The following is a 17,708-nucleotide window of genomic DNA, read 5'->3' on the forward strand; positions in this document are numbered from 1 at the left end:
GGGCCTTTCCTGGACGTGGTGATGGTGCTAACGATCGGAACTGAGTTTCTGCTTCTGCTTCGGCCTGGTCGAGTCGATGACGGGGCTCTTCTGCCAGCCGCGACGGATGGCGCGGGCCCCACGGTGATCGTCGCGTGATCGGTAGACCACATAGGGGCGGAACAGGTACATCACCGGCACGGACAGCACATGCACGAGGCGCGTGAACGGCCAGATCAGGAACAGTCCCGTCGAGGTGAGCACGTGCAGCTTGAACGCGAGGGGAACGCCGACCATGAAGGTGGCATCCGGCTGGAACAGGATGAGGCTCCGGATCCACGGTGAGACCGTCTCGCGGTAGTTGTATCCGGTGGCCGGCGCCTGGAACTGGCCGATGACCTGGAACTGGATGACCGCGATCATGCCGAACACGAGTGAGCCGGCCAGGAACGAGTACATGATGACATCCATGACGGTCGTGACCCGCAGGACCCTGCGGATGGCGCCGCGGCGTGCCAGGAGGATGGCGAGCCCCGCGACGGTGATGGCCCCGACGATGACGCCCGCCCAGGTGGCCCCAAGGTGGTAGAGGTGCTCGGTGATGCCGAAGAACTCCAGCCACTGGTGCGGGATGAGCAGGCCGACGACGTGCCCCACGAACACACCGAGGATTCCGTAGTGGAACATGGGCGATCCCCAGCGCAGCCACTTGCTCTCGTAGGTCTGGCTCGAGCGGGAGGTCCAGCCGAACTTGTCGTACCGATAGCGCAGGATGTGCCCGACGATGAAGCTTGCGGCGGCGATGTAGGGGAACGCCACCCAGAGCAGAACGTCAAGGACGGTCAGGTCACTCATACCCGTACTCCTTCGCTGGACTCACCCGACGGGCTGAACGGCGCGAGCGCGCCGAGGAAGGTGGTGACGCCGACCATCTCGGTCGGCGGTCCCTCATTGACGAGGCGCAGGTAGCGCTCGCGGGTCGCGGCGTCGATCTCCGGGAACGAGCGGCAGACGGCGGCCACCACGTGGGAGTACGGACTCTCGAACGTCTCGAGTGCGGTGCGCAGGACCTCGATTCCCTCGCGGTAGGAGCTGAGGAGCTGGCCGGCGATGGGCGAGTCGCTGCGCGCGGAGAACTCGAGCACCATGGGCAGGTAGTCGGGCAGTTCACCCTCCTCCACCTCCCAGCCGGCGGCGCGGTACGCCTCGATGAAGCCGACGAGCGCCATGCCGCGCCGCCGCGTATCGCCCGTCGAGTAATAGGTGAGGTACGGGCAGCACTTGCGCTTCTGGTCGAAGGTCGACGTGAAGTGCGCCTCGAGCTCACCCTGGCTCATGACGGTGGCCTCCGAGAGGAACGCGTCGAACTCCGCGGCGATCTCCTGCGGAAGCGAGGTGACGACGGATGCCACCTGGTCGAAATGGGCCCGGCGCTCGGGCGTCGGATAGTCGAGCAGGATGGAGGCCGCCATGTGCACGGTCCTCCGCTCGTCGTCGGTGAGCGCGGAGGTGTCGAGACTCTGGGGCGCCTTCTTTCGTCGGCCCCCCGGCACCCTCCTGCGCTCGGTCACGGTCGTCACGCAGGGCTCCCGGATTCGGCGGGCGGGAACATCCCGTTCGTGATGCCCTTGCCGTTCCAGTTCAGGAGGTTCAGCCTGCCCGGCGTCGACGGCTCGCTCGGGTCGCTCACGTTTCGCAGCGCGTCGAAGCTGGCGACGGTCGAGTCGATCGGGGTGCCGGGGATGCGGTCCGTCGCGCGGATGTCGCCCGTCGATCGCGCGCCGCCCATACCGGGGCCGCCGTCCGTGTCGAGCGAGCACGCGAAGTCCTCGAGGTCGCGCGCCGACTCGACGTGGGCCTTCGGGATGACGTAGCGGTCCTCGTACTTGGCGATTGCGAGCAGGCGGTACATCGCCTCCATGTCCTCACCGGACATCCCGACGGCCCGCGCGATGTTCTCGTCGGCCTCGTTGCCGAGGTTGATGTCACGCATGTAGGAGCGCATGGCCGCGAGCTTCCTCAGCGAGTACTCGATCGGGACGGTGTCTCCCGCGGTGAAGAGGCCCGCGAGGTACTCGACGGGGATGCGCAGCTTGTCGATCGCGGCGAACAGGTTGCGCACATCCTCGCCGTCGTTTCCGCTGTTGGAGACGACATCCACGACAGGGGAGAGCGGCGGGATGTACCAGACCATCGGCATCGTGCGGTACTCGGGGTGCAGCGGCAGCGCCACCTTGTACTCGCTGATGAGCTTGTAGATCGGGCTGTTCTGCGCGGCCTCGATCCAGTCGTCCGCGATGCCGTCACGCTTGGCCTGGGCGATCACCTCGGGGTCGAACGGGTCGAGCATGACCGAACGCTGGGCATCCAGCAGCTCGTGCTCGTCCTCGATCGCGGCGGCCTCGAGCACGCGGTCGGCGTCGTAGAGCATGAGGCCGAGGTAGCGCAGGCGCCCGACGCAGGTCTCGGAGCAGATCGTCGGCTTGCCCTGCTCGATGAGCGGGTAGCACAGCGTGCACTTCTCCGCCTTGTTCGTCTTGTGGTTGAAGTACACCTTCTTATAGGGGCACGCGGAGACGCACATGCGCCATCCGCGGCAGTCGTCCTGGTCGACGAGAACGATGCCGTCCTCCTCGCGCTTGTACATCGCACCGGACGGGCATGCGGAGACGCAGGACGGATTCAGGCAGTGCTCGCAGATGCGCGGCAGGTAGAACATGAAGGTGTTCTCGAACTCCATCTTCACGTGGTCGCTCATGTGGGCGAGGATCGGGTCATCCTGGGCGGTCTCCTGTGAGCCGCCGAGGTTGTCGTCCCAGTTGCCGGACCACTTGATGTCCATGTTCTCGCCGGTAAGCAGCGACTTCGGTCGCGCGACGGGGCCGTTCTTGGTCTGCGGCGCCGAGGTGAGCATGTCGTAGTCGTAGGTCCACGGCTCGTAGTAGTCGTCGATCGTCGGCAGGTCGTTGTTGGAGAAGATGGTCGCGAGCTTCTTCAGCCGTCCGCCCGACTTCAGCTTCAGGCGGCCGTTCTTGTTGCGAACCCAGCCGCCGTTCCACTTCTCCTGGTCCTCGTACTGCCGCGGGTATCCGAGACCAGGCCTGGTCTCCACGTTGTTGAACCAGACGTATTCCATGCCGTCGCGGTTCGTCCACACCTGCTTGCAGGTGACGGAACAGGTGTGACATCCGATGCACTTGTCGAGGTTCATCACCATCGACATCTGGGCCATAACGCGCATCAGTACTCCACCTCCTGGCTGCGGCGACGGATCACGGTGACCTCGTCACGCTGGTTCCCGGTCGGACCGAGATAGTTGAATGCGAACGACAGTTGTGCGTAGCCGCCGATGAGGTGGCTGGGTTTCAACAGGATGCGGGTGAGCGAGTTGTTCGTCCCGCCTCGCTGTCCGGACGTCTCCGCGATCGGCACGTTGATCGTGCGATCCTTCGCGTGGTACATGTACACCGTTCCCTCCGGCATCCGGTGGGAGACGATGGCGCGGGCCACGACGACGCCGTTGCGGTTGTACGACTCGATCCACTCGTTGTCGCGGACCCCGATCTTGTTCGCGTCGGGTGGGGACATCCAGATCGTCGGGCCGCCGCGCGAGAGCGTCAGCATCATGAGGTTGTCCTGGTATTCGGAGTGGATCGACCACTTCGAGTGGGGCGTGAGGTAGCGCACCGTGACCTCGGCGCGGCCGGCCGAACCCGGCGCGCCCGTGGGGTCCATCGAGCCGACGGGCGAGTATCCGTCGAACAGGCGGTGCATGTCGAGCGGCGGGCGGTAGACGGGCAGCTGCTCGCCGAGCTCCACCATCCAGTCGTGGTCGAGGTAGAAGTGCTGGCGACCGGTCAGGGTGTGCCAGGGCTTGAGGTTCTCGACGTTGACCACGAACGCGCTGTAGCGGCGCCCACCGTGCTCGCTCCCGGACCATTCGGGGGAGGTGAGGACGGGCACGGGCGCGTCGGAGACGTCCTTGAGGGTGAAGCGCCTGCCCTCGTTGTCGCTCGCGAGGTGCGCGAGCTTCTGGCCGGTCTGCTTCTCCAGGACGCGGAAACCCTGCGTCCCCAGCCGACCGTTCGTCGTGCCGGAGAACGCGAGGATCATCTCTGCGGCACGCTTGTCGGTGTCGAGCTTCGGGCGGCCCTTCGTCGGTCCGCTCTGCACAACACCGTTGCGGCGGGCGAGGTCGGCGACCTCGACGTCCGGGTTGAACTTCACACCCTTGGTGATGAGTCCGAGCTTCTCGGAGAGCGGTCCGAGCGATGCCATCCGCGCGGCGAACGCGGGGTAGTCTCGCTCGACGACGGCGAGCTTCGGCATCGTGACGCCCGGAATCAGTTCCGGGTTGTCGACGACGATCCCGTGCGGGGTGGCCATCGCATCCGGAGTGTCGTGCAGGAGCGGGGACGCGACGAGGTCCTTGCGCACCCCGAGGTGCTCTACCGCGTACTCGGAGATCTTCTTCGCGAGCAGGTGGAAGATGTCGAAGTCGGTCTTCGCCTCCCACGGCGGGGTGATCGCCGGGTTGAAGGTGTGGATGAACGGATGCATGTCCGTCGTCGAGAGGTCGTTCTTCTCGTACCAGGTGGCCGGCGGGAGCAGGACGTCGCTGAACGTCGTCGTCGAGGTGTTCCGGAAATCGCTCGTGACGAGCAGGTCGAGCTTGCCCTCCGGCGCCTCATCGACCCAGTCGATCGTCTTCGGCCTGCGGTCCGGACCGGACTCCTCGCCGCGGATGGCCGCATCCGTTCCGAGGAGGTGCTTGAGGAAGTACTCGTTGCCCTTACCGGAGGATCCGATGATGTTCGCGCGCCAGACGTTGAGCACGCGGGGGAAGTTCTCCGGGGAGTCCGGGTCCTCGCACGCATAGCGGAGGTCGCCGCTCGTCAACTGATCGACGACGTATTTCGCCGGCTCGACTCCGGCCTTCTCGGCCTGGTCGACGATGTCGAGCGGGTTGCGGTTGAACGTCGGGTAGCTGGGCATCCAGCCCCGTTTGGCGGACTCGACGAGGGTGTCGGCCGTCGTGCGGCCCGCGAACAGCCCGTTGCCGAGCTCCGTGGACAGGCTGTCGGCCGGCAACCCGTCGTAACGCCACTGGTCCGTCGCGAGGTACCAGTACGCGGTGCTGATCATCTGGCGCGGCGGGCGCACCCAGTCGAGACCGAAAGCGAACTGCGCCCATCCGGTGAGCGGACGCACCTTCTCCTGGCCGACGTAGTGGGCCCAGCCGCCCCCGTTCTTGCCCTGGCACCCCGTCATGGTGGTGAGCGCGAGGAAGGAGCGGTAGATGAGGTCGGAGTGGAACCAGTGGTTCGTTCCCGCGCCCATGAGGATCATGGACCGGCCGTCGGAGTCCTCCGCGTTCTGGGCGAATTCGCGCCCGATGCGCATCGCGGTCGCGGCGGAAACCGAGGTGATCTCCTCTTGCCACGCGGGCGTTCCCGGGGATGAGGCGTCGTCGTAACCGGTCGGCCATTCGCCGGGGAGCCCATCGCGACCGACGCCGTACTGCGCGAGCAGCAGGTCGAACACGGTCGTGACGGTGCGCCCGGCGACCTGCCGGACGGGAACCCCGCGGCGGATGGTGCCGGAGCCTCCTGCATGCTCCTGGCCGGGCTGCGGCTCGAGGTCGAACCGCGGCAGGTCGATCGAGACGGATTTCTTGTCATAGTCTGCTGCATCCGCGATCGACAGCAGAGGGTCGACGTCGCCGAGGTCGAGGTTCCAGAGGCCGGCGTCGGCCTCTGAGAAGCGGTGGCCGAGGGAACCGTTGGGAACGACGGGCGCGGCGTTCTGGTCGAGGAGCACCGGCTTGAACGCCGCGTTCGCGACCTTCCCGTCCTTGCCGGGAAGGGCATCCGCCATGAGGAACTTGCCCGGCACCCAGGCGTCGCCGCGCTTCACGAGCTCGATGAGGTACGCCGAGTCGCTGAACCTCTTCATGTAGTCGATGAACATCGGGGTCTTGCGCTCGAGGAGGAACTCCTTGAGGATGACGTGCCCCATCGCGATCGCAAGCGCGGCATCCGTACCGGGGTGGGTCGCGAGCCACTCGTCGGCGAACTTCGTGTTGTCGGCGTAGTCGGGGGAGACGACGATGACCTTCTGGCCCTTGTAGCGCGCCTCCACCATGAAGTGGGCGTCGGGGGTGCGGGTGACGGGAACGTTCGAACCCCACATCATGAGGTACGACGAGTTCCACCAGTCGGCGGACTCCGGCACGTCGGTCTGGTCTCCGAAGACCTGGGGGGATGCGACCGGCAGGTCGGCGTACCAGTCGTAGAAGGAGAGCATCGTTCCGCCGAGCATCGTGACGAACCGCGAGCCGACCCCGTGCGAGACGATCGACATCGCAGGGATGGGCGAGAATCCGGCGATGCGGTCGGGGCCGTAGGTCTTGATCGTGTGCACGTGGGCCGCTGCCACGATCTCGGATGCCTCCTCCCAGCTCGCCCGGACGAGGCCGCCCTTTCCGCGGGCCTGTTTGTACGCGCGAGCCGTCTCCGGGTTTCCGGTTACCTCTGCCCACGCCAGGACGGGGTCGCCGGTCTTCGCCTTCGCGGCGCGGAAGGCCTCGAGCAGCACGCCGCGCACGTAGGGGTAGCGAACGCGGGTGGGCGAGTAGGTGTACCAGCTGAACGCTGCGCCGCGCGGGCAGCCGCGCGGTTCGTACTCCGGCGAGTCCGGCCCGACGAGCGGGTAGTCCGTCTGCTGAGTCTCCCAGGTGATGATCCCGTCCTTGACGTAGACCTTCCAGGAGCAGGAGCCCGTGCAGTTGACGCCGTGGGTCGACCGCACCTCTTTGTCGTGCGACCACCGGTCGCGATAGAAGGAGTCCGCCTCCCGGCCACCTTTGAGGAAGACCGAGCGGAGGTCCTCAGAGACCGTGCCGGGGCGGAGGAACCGGCCCAGATTGACGAGGGTGTCGGCGAGAAGGCCGTCCGTCCCTGCGCGTGCGGTGCTGGCATCCTTGCGAGTGCTCACGGCGGCTCCTGTGTTGCTCGGGACGCCCCGCGGTCGCGATCGCGTCCTTTCGGACAGTCTTGTCGACCCTGTCGAGGGGGGCAAGGACAAAGGCCGTGATAAATACCGGTCCCGCGGGAGAGTCAGAAGATCTGATCCGCCTCGGCGTCGTCCAGGTCGACGGTGCAGGTTTCGGGCCCGCAGAACGGGTGGAGCTCGGTGGCCCGCAAGGGACCGTCGTCGATCGCCAGGGCATCCTGGACGAGCGCGAAGTGCACCTCGCACACCTGAGGGTTGTCGTGGGCGAGCCCTGCGAACGGGCATCCGAACATCGTCATGTGGGTGTGGCCCGAGTTGATCTCGGCGTCGAACCCGCATTGCTCCATGTGATCGTCGAGGGAGTCCAGCTGCCGGGTCCTCGCCTCGTCATCGCCGGTCACGTCCCGGATCGGGAGCAGGCGTCGCAGGAGCGCGGTCCTGTTCTCCGAGGACTCCTGCCGACGCCGCCGGGCCGGGTCCTGCCGGTCGCGGGCGGCACGGTAGCGCAACTGCGGGCGGCCTCGTCCGACGCTCGGAATCGACTCGGAGTCGACGAAGCCCGCCTCGATCAGGCGGTGAAGATGCTCGCGCGCCGTGTTGTGGTGCAGGCCCGTCACGTCGGCGAGTTCGGTCACGGTCTTCGCGCCATGCTGTTGCAACTCGTGCAGCAGGTTGATCCTGCTGAGCGAGGCCAGTGTCCGGTAGTCCGGAAGGCGGCGCGGGGCCATGTCCCTATTCAACGCCAAGCCTCTCCGGAATACCAGCGCCCGCCGGCGATGATTCCTGGTTGCCGACAGCACGCCGATATCGAGTGCCGAAGCGCACGAGCCTGACCGCGTTGAGGATCACGACGAGGACGCTCACCTCGTGCACGAGCATCCCCGTCGACATGAACACCTGCTGCGCGAGCACCCCCGCGAGGAGCACGACGACGGTGCCGAGCGCGATGATCGTGTTCTGCTTCATGTTGCGCACGGTCGCCCTGGCCAGTGAGAGGGCGTGCACGAGCTGGTCGAAGCGATCGGCCATGAGGATGACATCCGCCGTGTCGATCGACACGTCGGTTCCCGCCCCCATCGCGATACCCACGTCGGCGGTGGCGATCGCCGGCGCATCGTTGATCCCGTCCCCGATCATCGCCACCCGGCGGCCCTCTGCCCTGAGCTCGCTGATCGCAGCGACCTTGTCCTGGGGGAGCAGTTCCGCCCGGACCTCGTCGATTGCGAGTTCGTCAGCCACTCGCTGGGCCGTGTGGGCGTTGTCCCCGGTGAGCATGACGAACCGACTCACACCGCTGTCCCGAAGTTCGGCGATGGCGGCGCCGGCGTCGGGGCGGATCCGATCGGCGATGGAGATGATGCCGGCGAGTTCGCCGCGTCCGGCGACAGGTGCGCGCCCCCTGTCGAGAGCACCCGGCGTGATCCGATCGCGATCAGGCGGCCGTCGACGATTCCCCGGATGCCGCCTCCCTTGATCACATCCACGTCGCGGGGCGTCCCGGGGAGCACCAGGCGACGGGATTCCGCCTCGTCGACGATCGTTCGCCCGAGCGGATGCTCGGAGGCGACCTCGAGGCCGGCTGCCAGCCGCAGCATCCGCTCTTCGTCCCCGCCGACGGCCAGGACCTCGGTGACCCGCGGAACGCCCTGGGTGAGGGTTCCCGTCTTGTCGAACACGATCGTGTCGACCTTCGACAGGCGTTCGAGCGCGTCGCCGCCCTTCATGAGCACACCATGCCGCGCCCCGTTTCCGAGCCCCGCCACCATCGACACGGGAGTCGAGATGACGAGGGCGCCGGGGCAGGCGATGACGAGGAACGTGAGGGCGAACTCGATGTCGCGCGTGACGATGAACACGATCACGGCGAGCACGACGATCGCCGGCGTGTAGATGCCGGCGAACCGGTCGAGGAACCTCTGGGCCCTCGTCTTCGTCTCCTGGGCCTCCTCGACGAGCTCGATGATGCGGGAGAACGTCGTCTCCTCGCCCACCCGGTCGGCGACGATCTCGAGGTAGCCGCTGTCCACGATCGTGCCGCTGAACACGGGGTCGCCGACCGTGAGCGAGACGGGGAGGGGCTCACCCGTGATGGTGGCCTGGTTCACGTGGGCCCGGCCGAATTCGATCGTGCCGTCGACGGCGATAGTGCCGCCGGAGTGCACGAGCACGCGGTCGCCCGGGATGACATCCTCGGCCGCGACGGTGACGGTCTCACCGTCGCGCCGGACCTGTGCCACCTGCGGTGCGAGATCGACGAGGTCCCGAAGCGAGCGCCTGGTCTTCTCGAGCGTGCGCGCCTCCAACCAGGCGCCGAAGATGAAGAGGAACGCGACGACCGCCGCCTCGACGTACTCGCCGATGATGAGCGCGCCCACGACGGCGATCGTCACGAGAAGGTCGATGCTGAACGCCTTCGCGCGCAGAGCCTGGAACGCGCGCATCGCCGTGGGGACTCCGGCGACGACCGCCGCGACGATGAGCGCAGGGTCGCGCCCCGGCGCGACGGAGCCCAGGTGAAAGCCGAGTGCCACGAGCAGCAGCGCGCCGGATGCTGCGGCGATCCAGAACTTCCTGCGACCGGTCATCGGTCTCTCCTCACTCCCTGCGCCGTGAACTCCGACGCGACCCCAGTACACGGCACGCGACGCGAAGGCGCCTTGACCCCGGTCAAGTTCCCGGGGCCGGGCTCTCAGACGAGGCGGAGCGCCCGCGCTGTTTCAGACGAGGCGGAGCGCCCGCGCTGTTTTAGACGAGGCGGAGCGCCTCGATGTCGAGGAGGTCGACGCGGCGGCTGCCGTGCAGGTGGATCCAGCCGTTGTCCTCGAAGGCGGCGAGCCTGCGGCTCAGGGTCTCCGGCGTCAGACCGAGGTAGGAGGCGACATCCTTCTTGCTGATGGGGAGCAAGAAACTGCTGCGGTGGTACTCGTCGGCGAGCCCGACGAGGTACGCGGCGACCCGGCCGGCGGCATCCTCGCCGGTCATCGCGCTCACCTGCTCCTCGGTGGTGCCGAGCCTGGCACTCAGCGTCTCCAGCATCGTGAACGCCACGGAGGGGTAGCGCAACAGGTAGCTGCGCATGTCCTCGTGGTCGAGCGAGCAGATCTCCGACTCGTCGAGCGTGACCGCGAAATGGTCGGATGCGCTCGGCGAGATGACGGCCTTCTCCCCGAGGAAGTCGCCTGAGCCGAGAACGCGGATGACCTGCTCGTGCCCGGACTCGGTGATCCGGTACACCTTCACTGTTCCAGTGTGGATGATCCGGAGGTACGGGTTGATGTCGCCGGCTCCGTACAACTGCTGGTTGCGCGGGACGACCCTGGGCCTGACCCTGCTCGCGATCTCACTGATCTGCTCGTGGGTCAGGCCGGCGAAGAGCGGCACCTTCGCGACGAGTGCCTCGAGCTCTGCGTGGGCACCATCGCCGCCGCTCTCGCACCCGTGGTGGTGATCCATGTCTCTAGTGAATCAGTTGACCTTCTGGCCGAGGACCGGATAGCCCAGTTTCGTGATCGAGTCGGCGATCTCGTCGGCCGTCACGACCGCCTCGTCGAAGGACACCTTGACCTTGTTCGAGTTGAACATGACCTGGGCCGATTCCACGCCGGGCTTTCTGCCCACGACGGTCTCGATCTTGTTGATGCAGGACGGGCACGTGAACGGCTCTGTCTCGAACTTCGCGGTGCGGATACCGGTGTTCATGATCTGACCTCCCTGTACCGAGCCCCTGTGGCCCGGTACCTCCATTGAGCCGAATGGGCGACCGGTGCGCCTTGACGCAGGTCAACTCCGACCGCGGCACTTGTCACGGCGCCTTCCATGGCCGGTCGAGAAGGTGAGGGCTACGCTGGAAGATATGATCCACCCGCCGTCCGACGACCAACTCTTTCCAGCACCAGACAAGGGCTACGCCACGAGCGGGGTCCACACGAGCTATCGGACGGAACTGGTCAAGAAACCCCACGACGTGGTGGACGAGGACTGGGCGGGCGGAGTGCCGCCCCAGTACGGGGTCGCCCCGCGCATCCGCGTCGGTCGTGACAAGTGGTTCAACCTGCTCTGGCTCATCCCCATCGGACTCGTGTTGCTTGTGGCGGGCATCGCCGTCGCGAAGGGGCTGAGGGAGCTCCCCGGGGTCCAGGAGTTCATCGCCCAGTACCCGGGGGAGTCGGAGCTCCCTGCCGGTGCCCCGGTCGGCTTCCCCGCCTGGCTCGGCTGGCAGCACTTCCTCAACGCCTTCTTCATGATCTTCATCATCCGCTCCGGCGTGACGATCCTCGCCGACCACCCGCGCCTCTACCTGACCCGGCACTCGACGCCGGGCAAGGACTGGTTCCGGATGCAGAAGCCGGTTCCCGCAGACCCGCTCTACACCGCGAAGATGGACTCGCTCACCTTGCCGGATGGCGTCGGGCTGCCAGGACGCCGGCACTCGATCGGCCTCGCCCGCTGGTGGCATCTGGGCATCGACACGCTGTGGCTTCTGAACGGGCTCGTGTTCTTCGTCCTCATCTTCGTCACGGGGCAGTGGATGCGGCTGGTCCCGATGAGCTGGGATGTCATCCCGCATTCGATCTCGGTCGCGATCCAGTACCTGTCGCTCGACTGGCCGCTCGATAACGGCTGGGTGAACTACAACAGCCTGCAGCTGATCGCCTACTTCCTGACCGTGTTCGTCGCGGCGCCGCTCGCCCTCATCACCGGGCTCGGGATGTCTCCGGCCCTGTCGACCCGGTTCCGCTGGATCAGTTCGATCTTCAGCATCCAGGTCGCTCGTTCGCTGCACTTCGCAGTGCTGTGCTGGTTCGTGATGTTCATCATCGTGCACGTCTCCCTCGTGTTCGCGACCGGGGCGCTGCGCAACCTCAACCACATGTACGCGGGTCGTGACGACGAATCCTGGGTCGGTTTCTGGGTCTTCGCGGCCTCGCTGGTCGTCATGATCGTCGCCTGGGTCGCGGCGACGCCGCTCACCTACCGGTTCCCGCGGAAGGTGCAGAAGGTCGGCTACGCCCTCATCGGTCCGGCGCAGAAGCTCTTCGAGCACATCGACGCGAAGCCCGGCCAGTACACCGAGAAGGACATCTCACCGTACTTCTGGCACAACGGCAAATACCCGGAGACCGAGGAATACCAGAAACTGCGCGACGGCGACTTCGCCGACTACAAACTGCGCATCAACGGGCTCGTGGAGAACCCGGTCGAACTCGACCTGGCCCAGCTGCGCGCCCTCGCCCACCACGAGCAGATCACGCAACACTTCTGCATCCAGGGCTGGTCGGGAGTCGCGAAGTGGGGCGGCGTCTCGATGTCGACGATCCTCGATCTCGTGAAACCGAAACCGGAGGCGAAGTGGGTGATCTTCTATTCGTTCGCCCTCGGGCCGGATGGCGGCATCTACTACGACGCCCAGTCGATGGAGCAGATGCGGTACCCGCTGACCATGCTCGCCTACGAGATGAACGACGAGGACCTCTCCTTCGGCCACGGGGCCCCGCTGCGCCTTCGCAACGAGGTGCAGCTCGGGTTCAAGATGGTCAAGTGGATCAAGGGCGTCGAGTTCGTCGAACACTTCGATGAGATCGGTGGTGGTCACGGTGGATACAACAACGATCACGAGTTCTTCGGATACCGACAGTCGATCTGACGCCGCGCCGCTCGTCGACGTGCGGGGCCGCCCGCTCCACGACATCCGGTTCTCCGTCACGGACCGCTGCAATTTCCGCTGCGTGTACTGCATGCCGAAGGAGATCTTCGGGCGGGACTACGCGTTCATGCCGCGCGAGGAGCTGCTGACGTTCGAGGAGATCACTCGGCTCGTCGCCATCGGAATCGGCCACGGTGTCGAGAAGATCCGGCTCACCGGTGGCGAGCCGCTGCTGCGCAAGGGGCTCCCGGAGCTCGTCGCCATGCTGAGCGAGCTGCGCACACCGTCGGGGGCTGCTCCGGACATCGCCGTCACCACGAACGGCTCTGCGCTCGCCCACCTGGCCCCCGCTCTCAAGGATGCCGGGCTGCGCCGGGTGACGGTCTCGCTCGATTCCCTCGACGACGCCACGTTCCAGTCGATGAACGACGTGCGGTTCCCCGTGGCGAAGGTCCTGCACGGCCTGGACGTCGCCCACGAGGTGGGCCTCGGACCCATCAAGGTCAACATGGTCGTCAAGAAGGGCCTGAACGACCAGGACATCGTCGCGATGGCGCGCCACTTCAAGGGCACCCCGTTCATCCTGAGGTTCATCGAGTTCATGGACGTCGGAACGACGAACGGCTGGCAGCTTCGCGAGGTCGTGCCCTCCGCCGAGGTCATCGCCCGCATCCACGCTGAACTGCCGCTCGAGGAGGTCGAGCCGAACTACCGCGGCGAGACCTCGCGGCGCTGGCGGTACCGGGATGGCGAGGGCGAGATCGGCGTGATCTCGAGTGTCACGCAGTCCTTCTGCCACTCCTGCTCCCGGGCGCGCATCTCCGTCGACGGCAAGCTCTACACCTGCCTCTTCGCCGACACGGGGCACGATCTGAGGGCGCTGCTGCGGGGCGGGGCGTCGGACAATGAGTTGTCGGAGGCGATGGCGACCATCTGGCGCGCGCGGACAGACCGGTACTCGGAGCTGAGGGGCCTCAACACCCCTCGCTCGGGCAGGGGAGCGAAGCGAATCGAGATGTCCTACATTGGCGGCTGAGACGGGTACCGGCGTGATCGTTGCGGTCAGATACTTCGCTGCGGCGGCGGATGCTGCGCAGTGCGAGGAGGAACAGCTCGTGCTCGAGGACGGCGCGACGCTGGGCTCGCTCAAGGCGCTCCTCGTCGAACGATACGGGGACCTCATGCGCCGCGTCGTGGAATCCGGTTCCTTTCTGCTGAACGGTGTCGTGCGCAAGGACGACGCGGTTCCGGTGGGCGAGCGAGTGGATGTGCTCCCGCCCTTCGCCGGCGGCTGACGCCCTGCCTTAGGAGAACGCGGCGATCCCCGTCTGTGCCCGGCCCAGAATGAGCGCGTGCACGTCGTGGGTGCCCTCGTAGGTGTTGACGACCTCGAGGTTCACGAGGTGCCGCGCGATCCCGAACTCGTCGCTGATCCCGTTGCCGCCCAGCATGTCGCGAGCCTGGCGCGCGATGTCGAGCGATTTGCCTGCGCTGTTGCGCTTCATGATCGAAGTGATCTCGGGGGTCGCCGTACCGTCGTCCTTCATGCGTCCGAGGCGGAGGCAGCCCTGCAGCGCGAGGGCGATCTCGGTCTGCATGTCGGCGAGCTTCTTCTGGATGAGCTGGTTCGCGGCGAGCGGGCGGCCGAACTGCTTCCGGTCCAGCACGTACTGCCTCGCGGTGTGCCAGCAGTCCTCCGCCGCGCCGAGCGCACCCCAGGAGATGCCGTACCGGGCCGAGTTGAGGCACGTGAACGGTCCCTTGAGGCCACGGATGTCGGCAAAGGCGTTCTCCTCGGGGCAGAACACGTCATCCAGGACGATCTCACCGGTGATCGACGTGCGCAGGCCCACCTTGCCGTGGATGGCGGGGGTGCTCAACCCTTCCCAGCCCTTCTCGAGCACGAACCCGCGGATGTCGCCGGCGTCGTCCTTCGCCCACACCACGAACACGTCGGCGATGGGGCTGTTCGTGATCCAGGTCTTCGCGCCGGAGATGCGATATCCGCCGTCCACAGCACGGGCTCGCGTGACCATGCCGCCCGGGTCGGAACCGTGGTCCGGTTCGGTGAGTCCGAAGCAGCCGATGAGCTCACCGCCGGCGAGCCCCGGAAGGTATTTCCGTCGCAGTTCGTCGGTGCCGAACTCGAGAACTGGCACCATGACGAGCGAGGACTGAACGCTCATCATCGAGCGGAACCCGGAGTCCACCCGTTCGACCTCGCGGGCGATCAGTCCGTAGCTGACATAGTTGAGACCGCTGCCGCCGAACTCCTCCGGAATCGTCGCACCGAGCAGTCCGAGCTCTCCCATCTCACGGAAGATTCCAGGGTCGGTGTGCTCGTTGCGGAACGCATCCAGCACCCTCGGGGCGAGCTTGTCCTGCGCGTACTTTGCCGCCGCGTCGCGGATCATCCGCTCGTCGTCGGTGAGCTGCTCGTCGAGGTGAAGCGGGTCTTTCCAGTCGAAGCCGTGTGCCATGGGTCAAGTTTGCACTACCGGGTCACAGGCCGACCCATTCCGATCGGCCGTCCGTGAAGTACTGGCGCTTCCAGATCGGTACCGTCGACTTGATGCGCTCAACGAGAAGCTCGCACGCGTCGAACGCCTCTCGGCGGTGTGCAGCGGAGGCGGCCGCCACGAGGGCGACATCGCCGATCTCGAGGTGCCCGATCCGATGCGCTGCGGCGACGGCGAGGCCGGTCTCGTCCGCGACGGATGCGCAGCATTCTGCGAGGATACGTTCGGCATCCGGGTGCGCCTGATAGTCGAGGGAGAGGATGTCGTGGCCGTCGTCATGGTTCCTCACCACACCGTGGAAGAGTACGACGGCACCGCTTCGCGGGGACTCGACCGACCCCTGAACGGTGCGCACGCTGATCTCCTCACCGGTGATGACGGCGAAGGGGCGCGGCCCGATGCTCGATGGCATGCTCAGTACCGGACCAGGGCGGGCTCAACGGTGGCGGAGTAGGAGTCGATTCCGCCCGCCAGGTGGCGGACGTTGTCGAATCCGGAGTCGCGCAGGAAGGCGAGTGCTCTCGCCGACCGAACCCCGGAATGGCAGTACAGGACGACGGGGATGTCACGCCGGACCTCGTCGATTCGGCGGGTCAGGGTGCCGAGCGGAATGAACTCGGACGGTTCGATCGTCACGATCGCCCTCTCGTAGGGTTCGCGGATGTCGATGAGCTGCACCGGTTCGCCGCGCTCCAGGATCCTCGCGAGCTGCCGCGCATCGACCTCGTCGCCCTCCGCCTCCTCGTCGTGAGTCGCCGTCGTCGCGACCCCGCAGAACGCCTCGTAGTCGATGAGCTCGGTGATCGGCGGCGACTCAGGGTCAGCGGCGAAGTCGATGTCCCTGAACCGCCCGGTGAGCGCATCGTAGGTCGTGACCGTACCGAGCAGCGGTTGCCCGATCCCCGTGATGATCTTGATCGTCTCCGCGCCCATGATGGCCCCGATGACCGCGCAGACGCTCGGCAGCACCCCGCCCTCCGAGCAGGAGGGGATCGTGCCGGGGATGGGCGGCGTGGGGAACAGGTCCCGGTAGGTGGGCCCCTGCCCTGCCCACGCGACGCCGACCTGGCCGTGGTACTGCAGGATGGCGCCCCACACGAGCGGCTTACCCGTGATCGCTGCGGCATCGTTGGCGAGGTAGCGGGTCGGAAAGTTGTCGCTGCCGTCGAGCAGCACGTCGTAGTCGGCGAGGATGTCCAGGATGTTGCCGGAATCCACGCGCACGTCGTGCCGGATGATGACGGTCGAAGGATCGATCCCGGCCACCGTGTCGGAGATCGAGTCCAGCTTGCTCCGCCCGATGTCGGAGACGCCGTGGGAGATCTGGCGGTGCAGGTTCGACAGTTCGACGACATCCGTGTCGACGATGCCGATCGTGCCGACGCCCGCCGACGCGAGGTAGGGGACGGTCGCGCTGCCCAGACCTCCCGCGCCGATGACGAGGACCCGGGCGTTCGCGAGCCTGCGCTGGGCCACCTCGTCGAACCCCGGCAGCGCGAGTTGACGGCTGTAGCGCGCGAGTCTCTCCGGTGCGAGGGGAGCACCGGGCTCGACGAGGGCGCCCGGTGAACTCACGCTGGCCTCCCTGATGCGTCGGCAGCCGTTCGCCGACAGGTTCACACCATTCTATTCGGCGGCGGCGAGCCTCGTCGCCGTGGCGATCGCCTCCGAGACCGCCACGGCGGGGTCGCTCCCGTTCCCGGCCGAACGTCCTGCGGCATAGCCTGCGAGGAACGTGGTGACAGGAGCTGCGGGGCGCACGACGGCGCGGGCGGCGTCCCCTGCGAGCTCGAGCACACGGTCGATGTCGAGCTCGAGCTCCTGCAGCTCGAGCGCTTCGGCGAGCCTGCTCGCCCAGTCCGCGAGGGCGGTGCGTTCGTCGTCATTCATGGGATGTCCCTTCGTCGGCGGTGGAGTAGAGCGGTTCGGGGGTAGTTGGCGGTGGCAGCGCGCTGAGTCGCGCCGCGTCGGCCCAGGAGTCGACATCGGATGTCGTGCCCGCCGGCACCGCCACGGGCACGAGCGCGAGATCCTCGATGAGACGGAACACGCGCAGCGAGTCGAGCAGGCCCTCGGCCCGGTGTCGAGCGACGGCCTCGACGATGGCCTCGGTTCGATAGCACGCAGCCAGAGGCTGCTCACGGCCGTCGGCGTCGACGGCGATCGCCCCGTCGGCCTGGGGATGCGCGGCGAGCGCCTGCTCCAACGCTGCGATCGCACCGTCGACCCGCGGCATGTCGCACGCGAGTAGGAGTATCGCTTCACTCGGTGTCGCGGATGCCCCGTCGAGCGCATCCAGGCCAGCGGCGATCCCCGCGACGGGGCCCGAGAACGGCGGACTCTCCCTCACCAGCAGCACGGCATCCGGAATCGCTCGGGCGGGTTGCGGACCGACGACCACGATGCGGCGGGCGCCGTCAACCGCGGCCAGGGTGCGCTCCAGCAGCGTGACGCCGTCCACGGTGAACTCCGACTTGGGGATGGAGTCCAGCCGCGCCGAACGTCCTCCGGTCAGGACGATCGCGTCGATCAGCACGGCCCAACCCTACGGC

The 17,708-nt window shown here is 66.8% G+C and carries 17 protein-coding genes; 3 read left to right on the top strand and 14 right to left on the bottom strand.

The features are described from left to right. Window positions 1-27: 27 nt before the first annotated feature. The 9 genes from narI to ABD678_RS05660 form a co-directional block, all read right to left on the bottom strand. A complete protein-coding gene (narI, locus tag ABD678_RS05620; protein WP_344754589.1) occupies window positions 28-834 on the bottom strand; it encodes a respiratory nitrate reductase subunit gamma in 807 nt (268 codons plus the stop codon). Next, window positions 831-1,559, bottom strand: a complete 729-nt coding sequence (narJ, locus tag ABD678_RS05625) for a nitrate reductase molybdenum cofactor assembly chaperone (RefSeq protein ID WP_344754591.1) — start codon at window positions 1,557-1,559, stop codon at window positions 831-833. The genes narI and narJ overlap by 4 nt, the downstream gene beginning before the upstream one ends. After that, window positions 1,556-3,220: a nitrate reductase subunit beta gene (gene narH / locus ABD678_RS05630; RefSeq protein WP_344754593.1), complete on the bottom strand. Its 1,665-nt coding sequence runs from the start codon at window positions 3,218-3,220 to the stop codon at window positions 1,556-1,558. Before narH ends, narJ begins: the two co-directional genes overlap by 4 nt. Then, on the bottom strand, window positions 3,220-6,975 hold the full coding sequence (locus tag ABD678_RS05635; RefSeq protein ID WP_344754595.1) for a nitrate reductase subunit alpha: 3,756 nt from the start codon (window positions 6,973-6,975) through the stop codon (window positions 3,220-3,222). The genes narH and ABD678_RS05635 overlap by 1 nt, the downstream gene beginning before the upstream one ends. Before the next feature lie 122 nt (window positions 6,976-7,097). Then, complete coding sequence (locus ABD678_RS05640) at window positions 7,098-7,721, bottom strand: helix-turn-helix transcriptional regulator (protein ID WP_344754597.1); 624 nt, start codon at window positions 7,719-7,721, stop codon at window positions 7,098-7,100. A 4-nt stretch (window positions 7,722-7,725) separates the two neighbouring features. Next, a complete protein-coding gene (locus tag ABD678_RS05645) occupies window positions 7,726-8,352 on the bottom strand; it encodes an HAD-IC family P-type ATPase (RefSeq protein ID WP_344757092.1) in 627 nt (208 codons plus the stop codon). Then, on the bottom strand, window positions 8,280-9,578 hold the full coding sequence (locus ABD678_RS05650) for a heavy metal translocating P-type ATPase (protein WP_344754601.1): 1,299 nt from the start codon (window positions 9,576-9,578) through the stop codon (window positions 8,280-8,282). Before ABD678_RS05650 ends, ABD678_RS05645 begins: the two co-directional genes overlap by 73 nt. A gap of 160 nt (window positions 9,579-9,738) precedes the next feature. Beyond that, the gene (locus tag ABD678_RS05655; protein ID WP_344754603.1) at window positions 9,739-10,446 is read right to left on the bottom strand and encodes a Crp/Fnr family transcriptional regulator; all 708 of its coding nucleotides are present in this window, start codon (window positions 10,444-10,446) and stop codon (window positions 9,739-9,741) included. Between the two features lie 12 nt (window positions 10,447-10,458). Next, complete coding sequence (locus ABD678_RS05660) at window positions 10,459-10,692, bottom strand: heavy-metal-associated domain-containing protein (RefSeq protein ID WP_344754605.1); 234 nt, start codon at window positions 10,690-10,692, stop codon at window positions 10,459-10,461. A gap of 154 nt (window positions 10,693-10,846) precedes the next feature. Between ABD678_RS05660 and ABD678_RS05665 the strand changes: the two genes are divergently transcribed. The 3 genes from ABD678_RS05665 to ABD678_RS05675 are packed head-to-tail and all read left to right on the top strand — an operon-like array spanning window position 10,847 to window position 13,932. Then, window positions 10,847-12,637: a molybdopterin-dependent oxidoreductase gene (locus tag ABD678_RS05665; protein WP_344754610.1), complete on the top strand. Its 1,791-nt coding sequence runs from the start codon at window positions 10,847-10,849 to the stop codon at window positions 12,635-12,637. Then, entirely contained in the window at window positions 12,588-13,673 is a 1,086-nt protein-coding gene (gene moaA / locus ABD678_RS05670; RefSeq protein ID WP_344754612.1) for a GTP 3',8-cyclase MoaA, read from the top strand. Before ABD678_RS05665 ends, moaA begins: the two co-directional genes overlap by 50 nt. Window positions 13,674-13,686: 13 nt before the next feature. After that, window positions 13,687-13,932: a MoaD/ThiS family protein gene (locus ABD678_RS05675; RefSeq protein ID WP_344754614.1), complete on the top strand. Its 246-nt coding sequence runs from the start codon at window positions 13,687-13,689 to the stop codon at window positions 13,930-13,932. A gap of 9 nt (window positions 13,933-13,941) precedes the next feature. Here ABD678_RS05675 and ABD678_RS05680 read toward each other — a convergent pair whose 3' ends face one another. From ABD678_RS05680 to mobA, 5 genes are read right to left on the bottom strand one after another with little or no spacing between them, the layout of a single operon-like run. Further along, window positions 13,942-15,117, bottom strand: a complete 1,176-nt coding sequence (locus ABD678_RS05680; RefSeq protein WP_344754617.1) for an acyl-CoA dehydrogenase — start codon at window positions 15,115-15,117, stop codon at window positions 13,942-13,944. A gap of 22 nt (window positions 15,118-15,139) precedes the next feature. Next, window positions 15,140-15,568, bottom strand: a complete 429-nt coding sequence (locus tag ABD678_RS05685; protein WP_344754619.1) for a molybdenum cofactor biosynthesis protein MoaE — start codon at window positions 15,566-15,568, stop codon at window positions 15,140-15,142. Between the two features lie 2 nt (window positions 15,569-15,570). Then, window positions 15,571-16,731: a ThiF family adenylyltransferase gene (locus ABD678_RS05690; RefSeq protein ID WP_344754621.1), complete on the bottom strand. Its 1,161-nt coding sequence runs from the start codon at window positions 16,729-16,731 to the stop codon at window positions 15,571-15,573. A gap of 51 nt (window positions 16,732-16,782) precedes the next feature. Next, a complete protein-coding gene (locus tag ABD678_RS05695; protein ID WP_344754623.1) occupies window positions 16,783-17,046 on the bottom strand; it encodes a DUF6457 domain-containing protein in 264 nt (87 codons plus the stop codon). Then, window positions 17,039-17,692 (bottom strand): molybdenum cofactor guanylyltransferase, encoded by a 654-nt coding sequence (gene mobA, locus ABD678_RS05700; RefSeq protein ID WP_344754625.1) that lies wholly within the window; start codon window positions 17,690-17,692, stop codon window positions 17,039-17,041. The genes ABD678_RS05695 and mobA overlap by 8 nt, the downstream gene beginning before the upstream one ends. Between the last annotated feature and the right edge of the window lie 16 nt (window positions 17,693-17,708).

The sequence above is a fragment of the Leifsonella bigeumensis genome (genome assembly GCF_039537265.1).
Classification (GTDB): domain Bacteria; phylum Actinomycetota; class Actinomycetes; order Actinomycetales; family Microbacteriaceae; genus Terrimesophilobacter; species Terrimesophilobacter bigeumensis.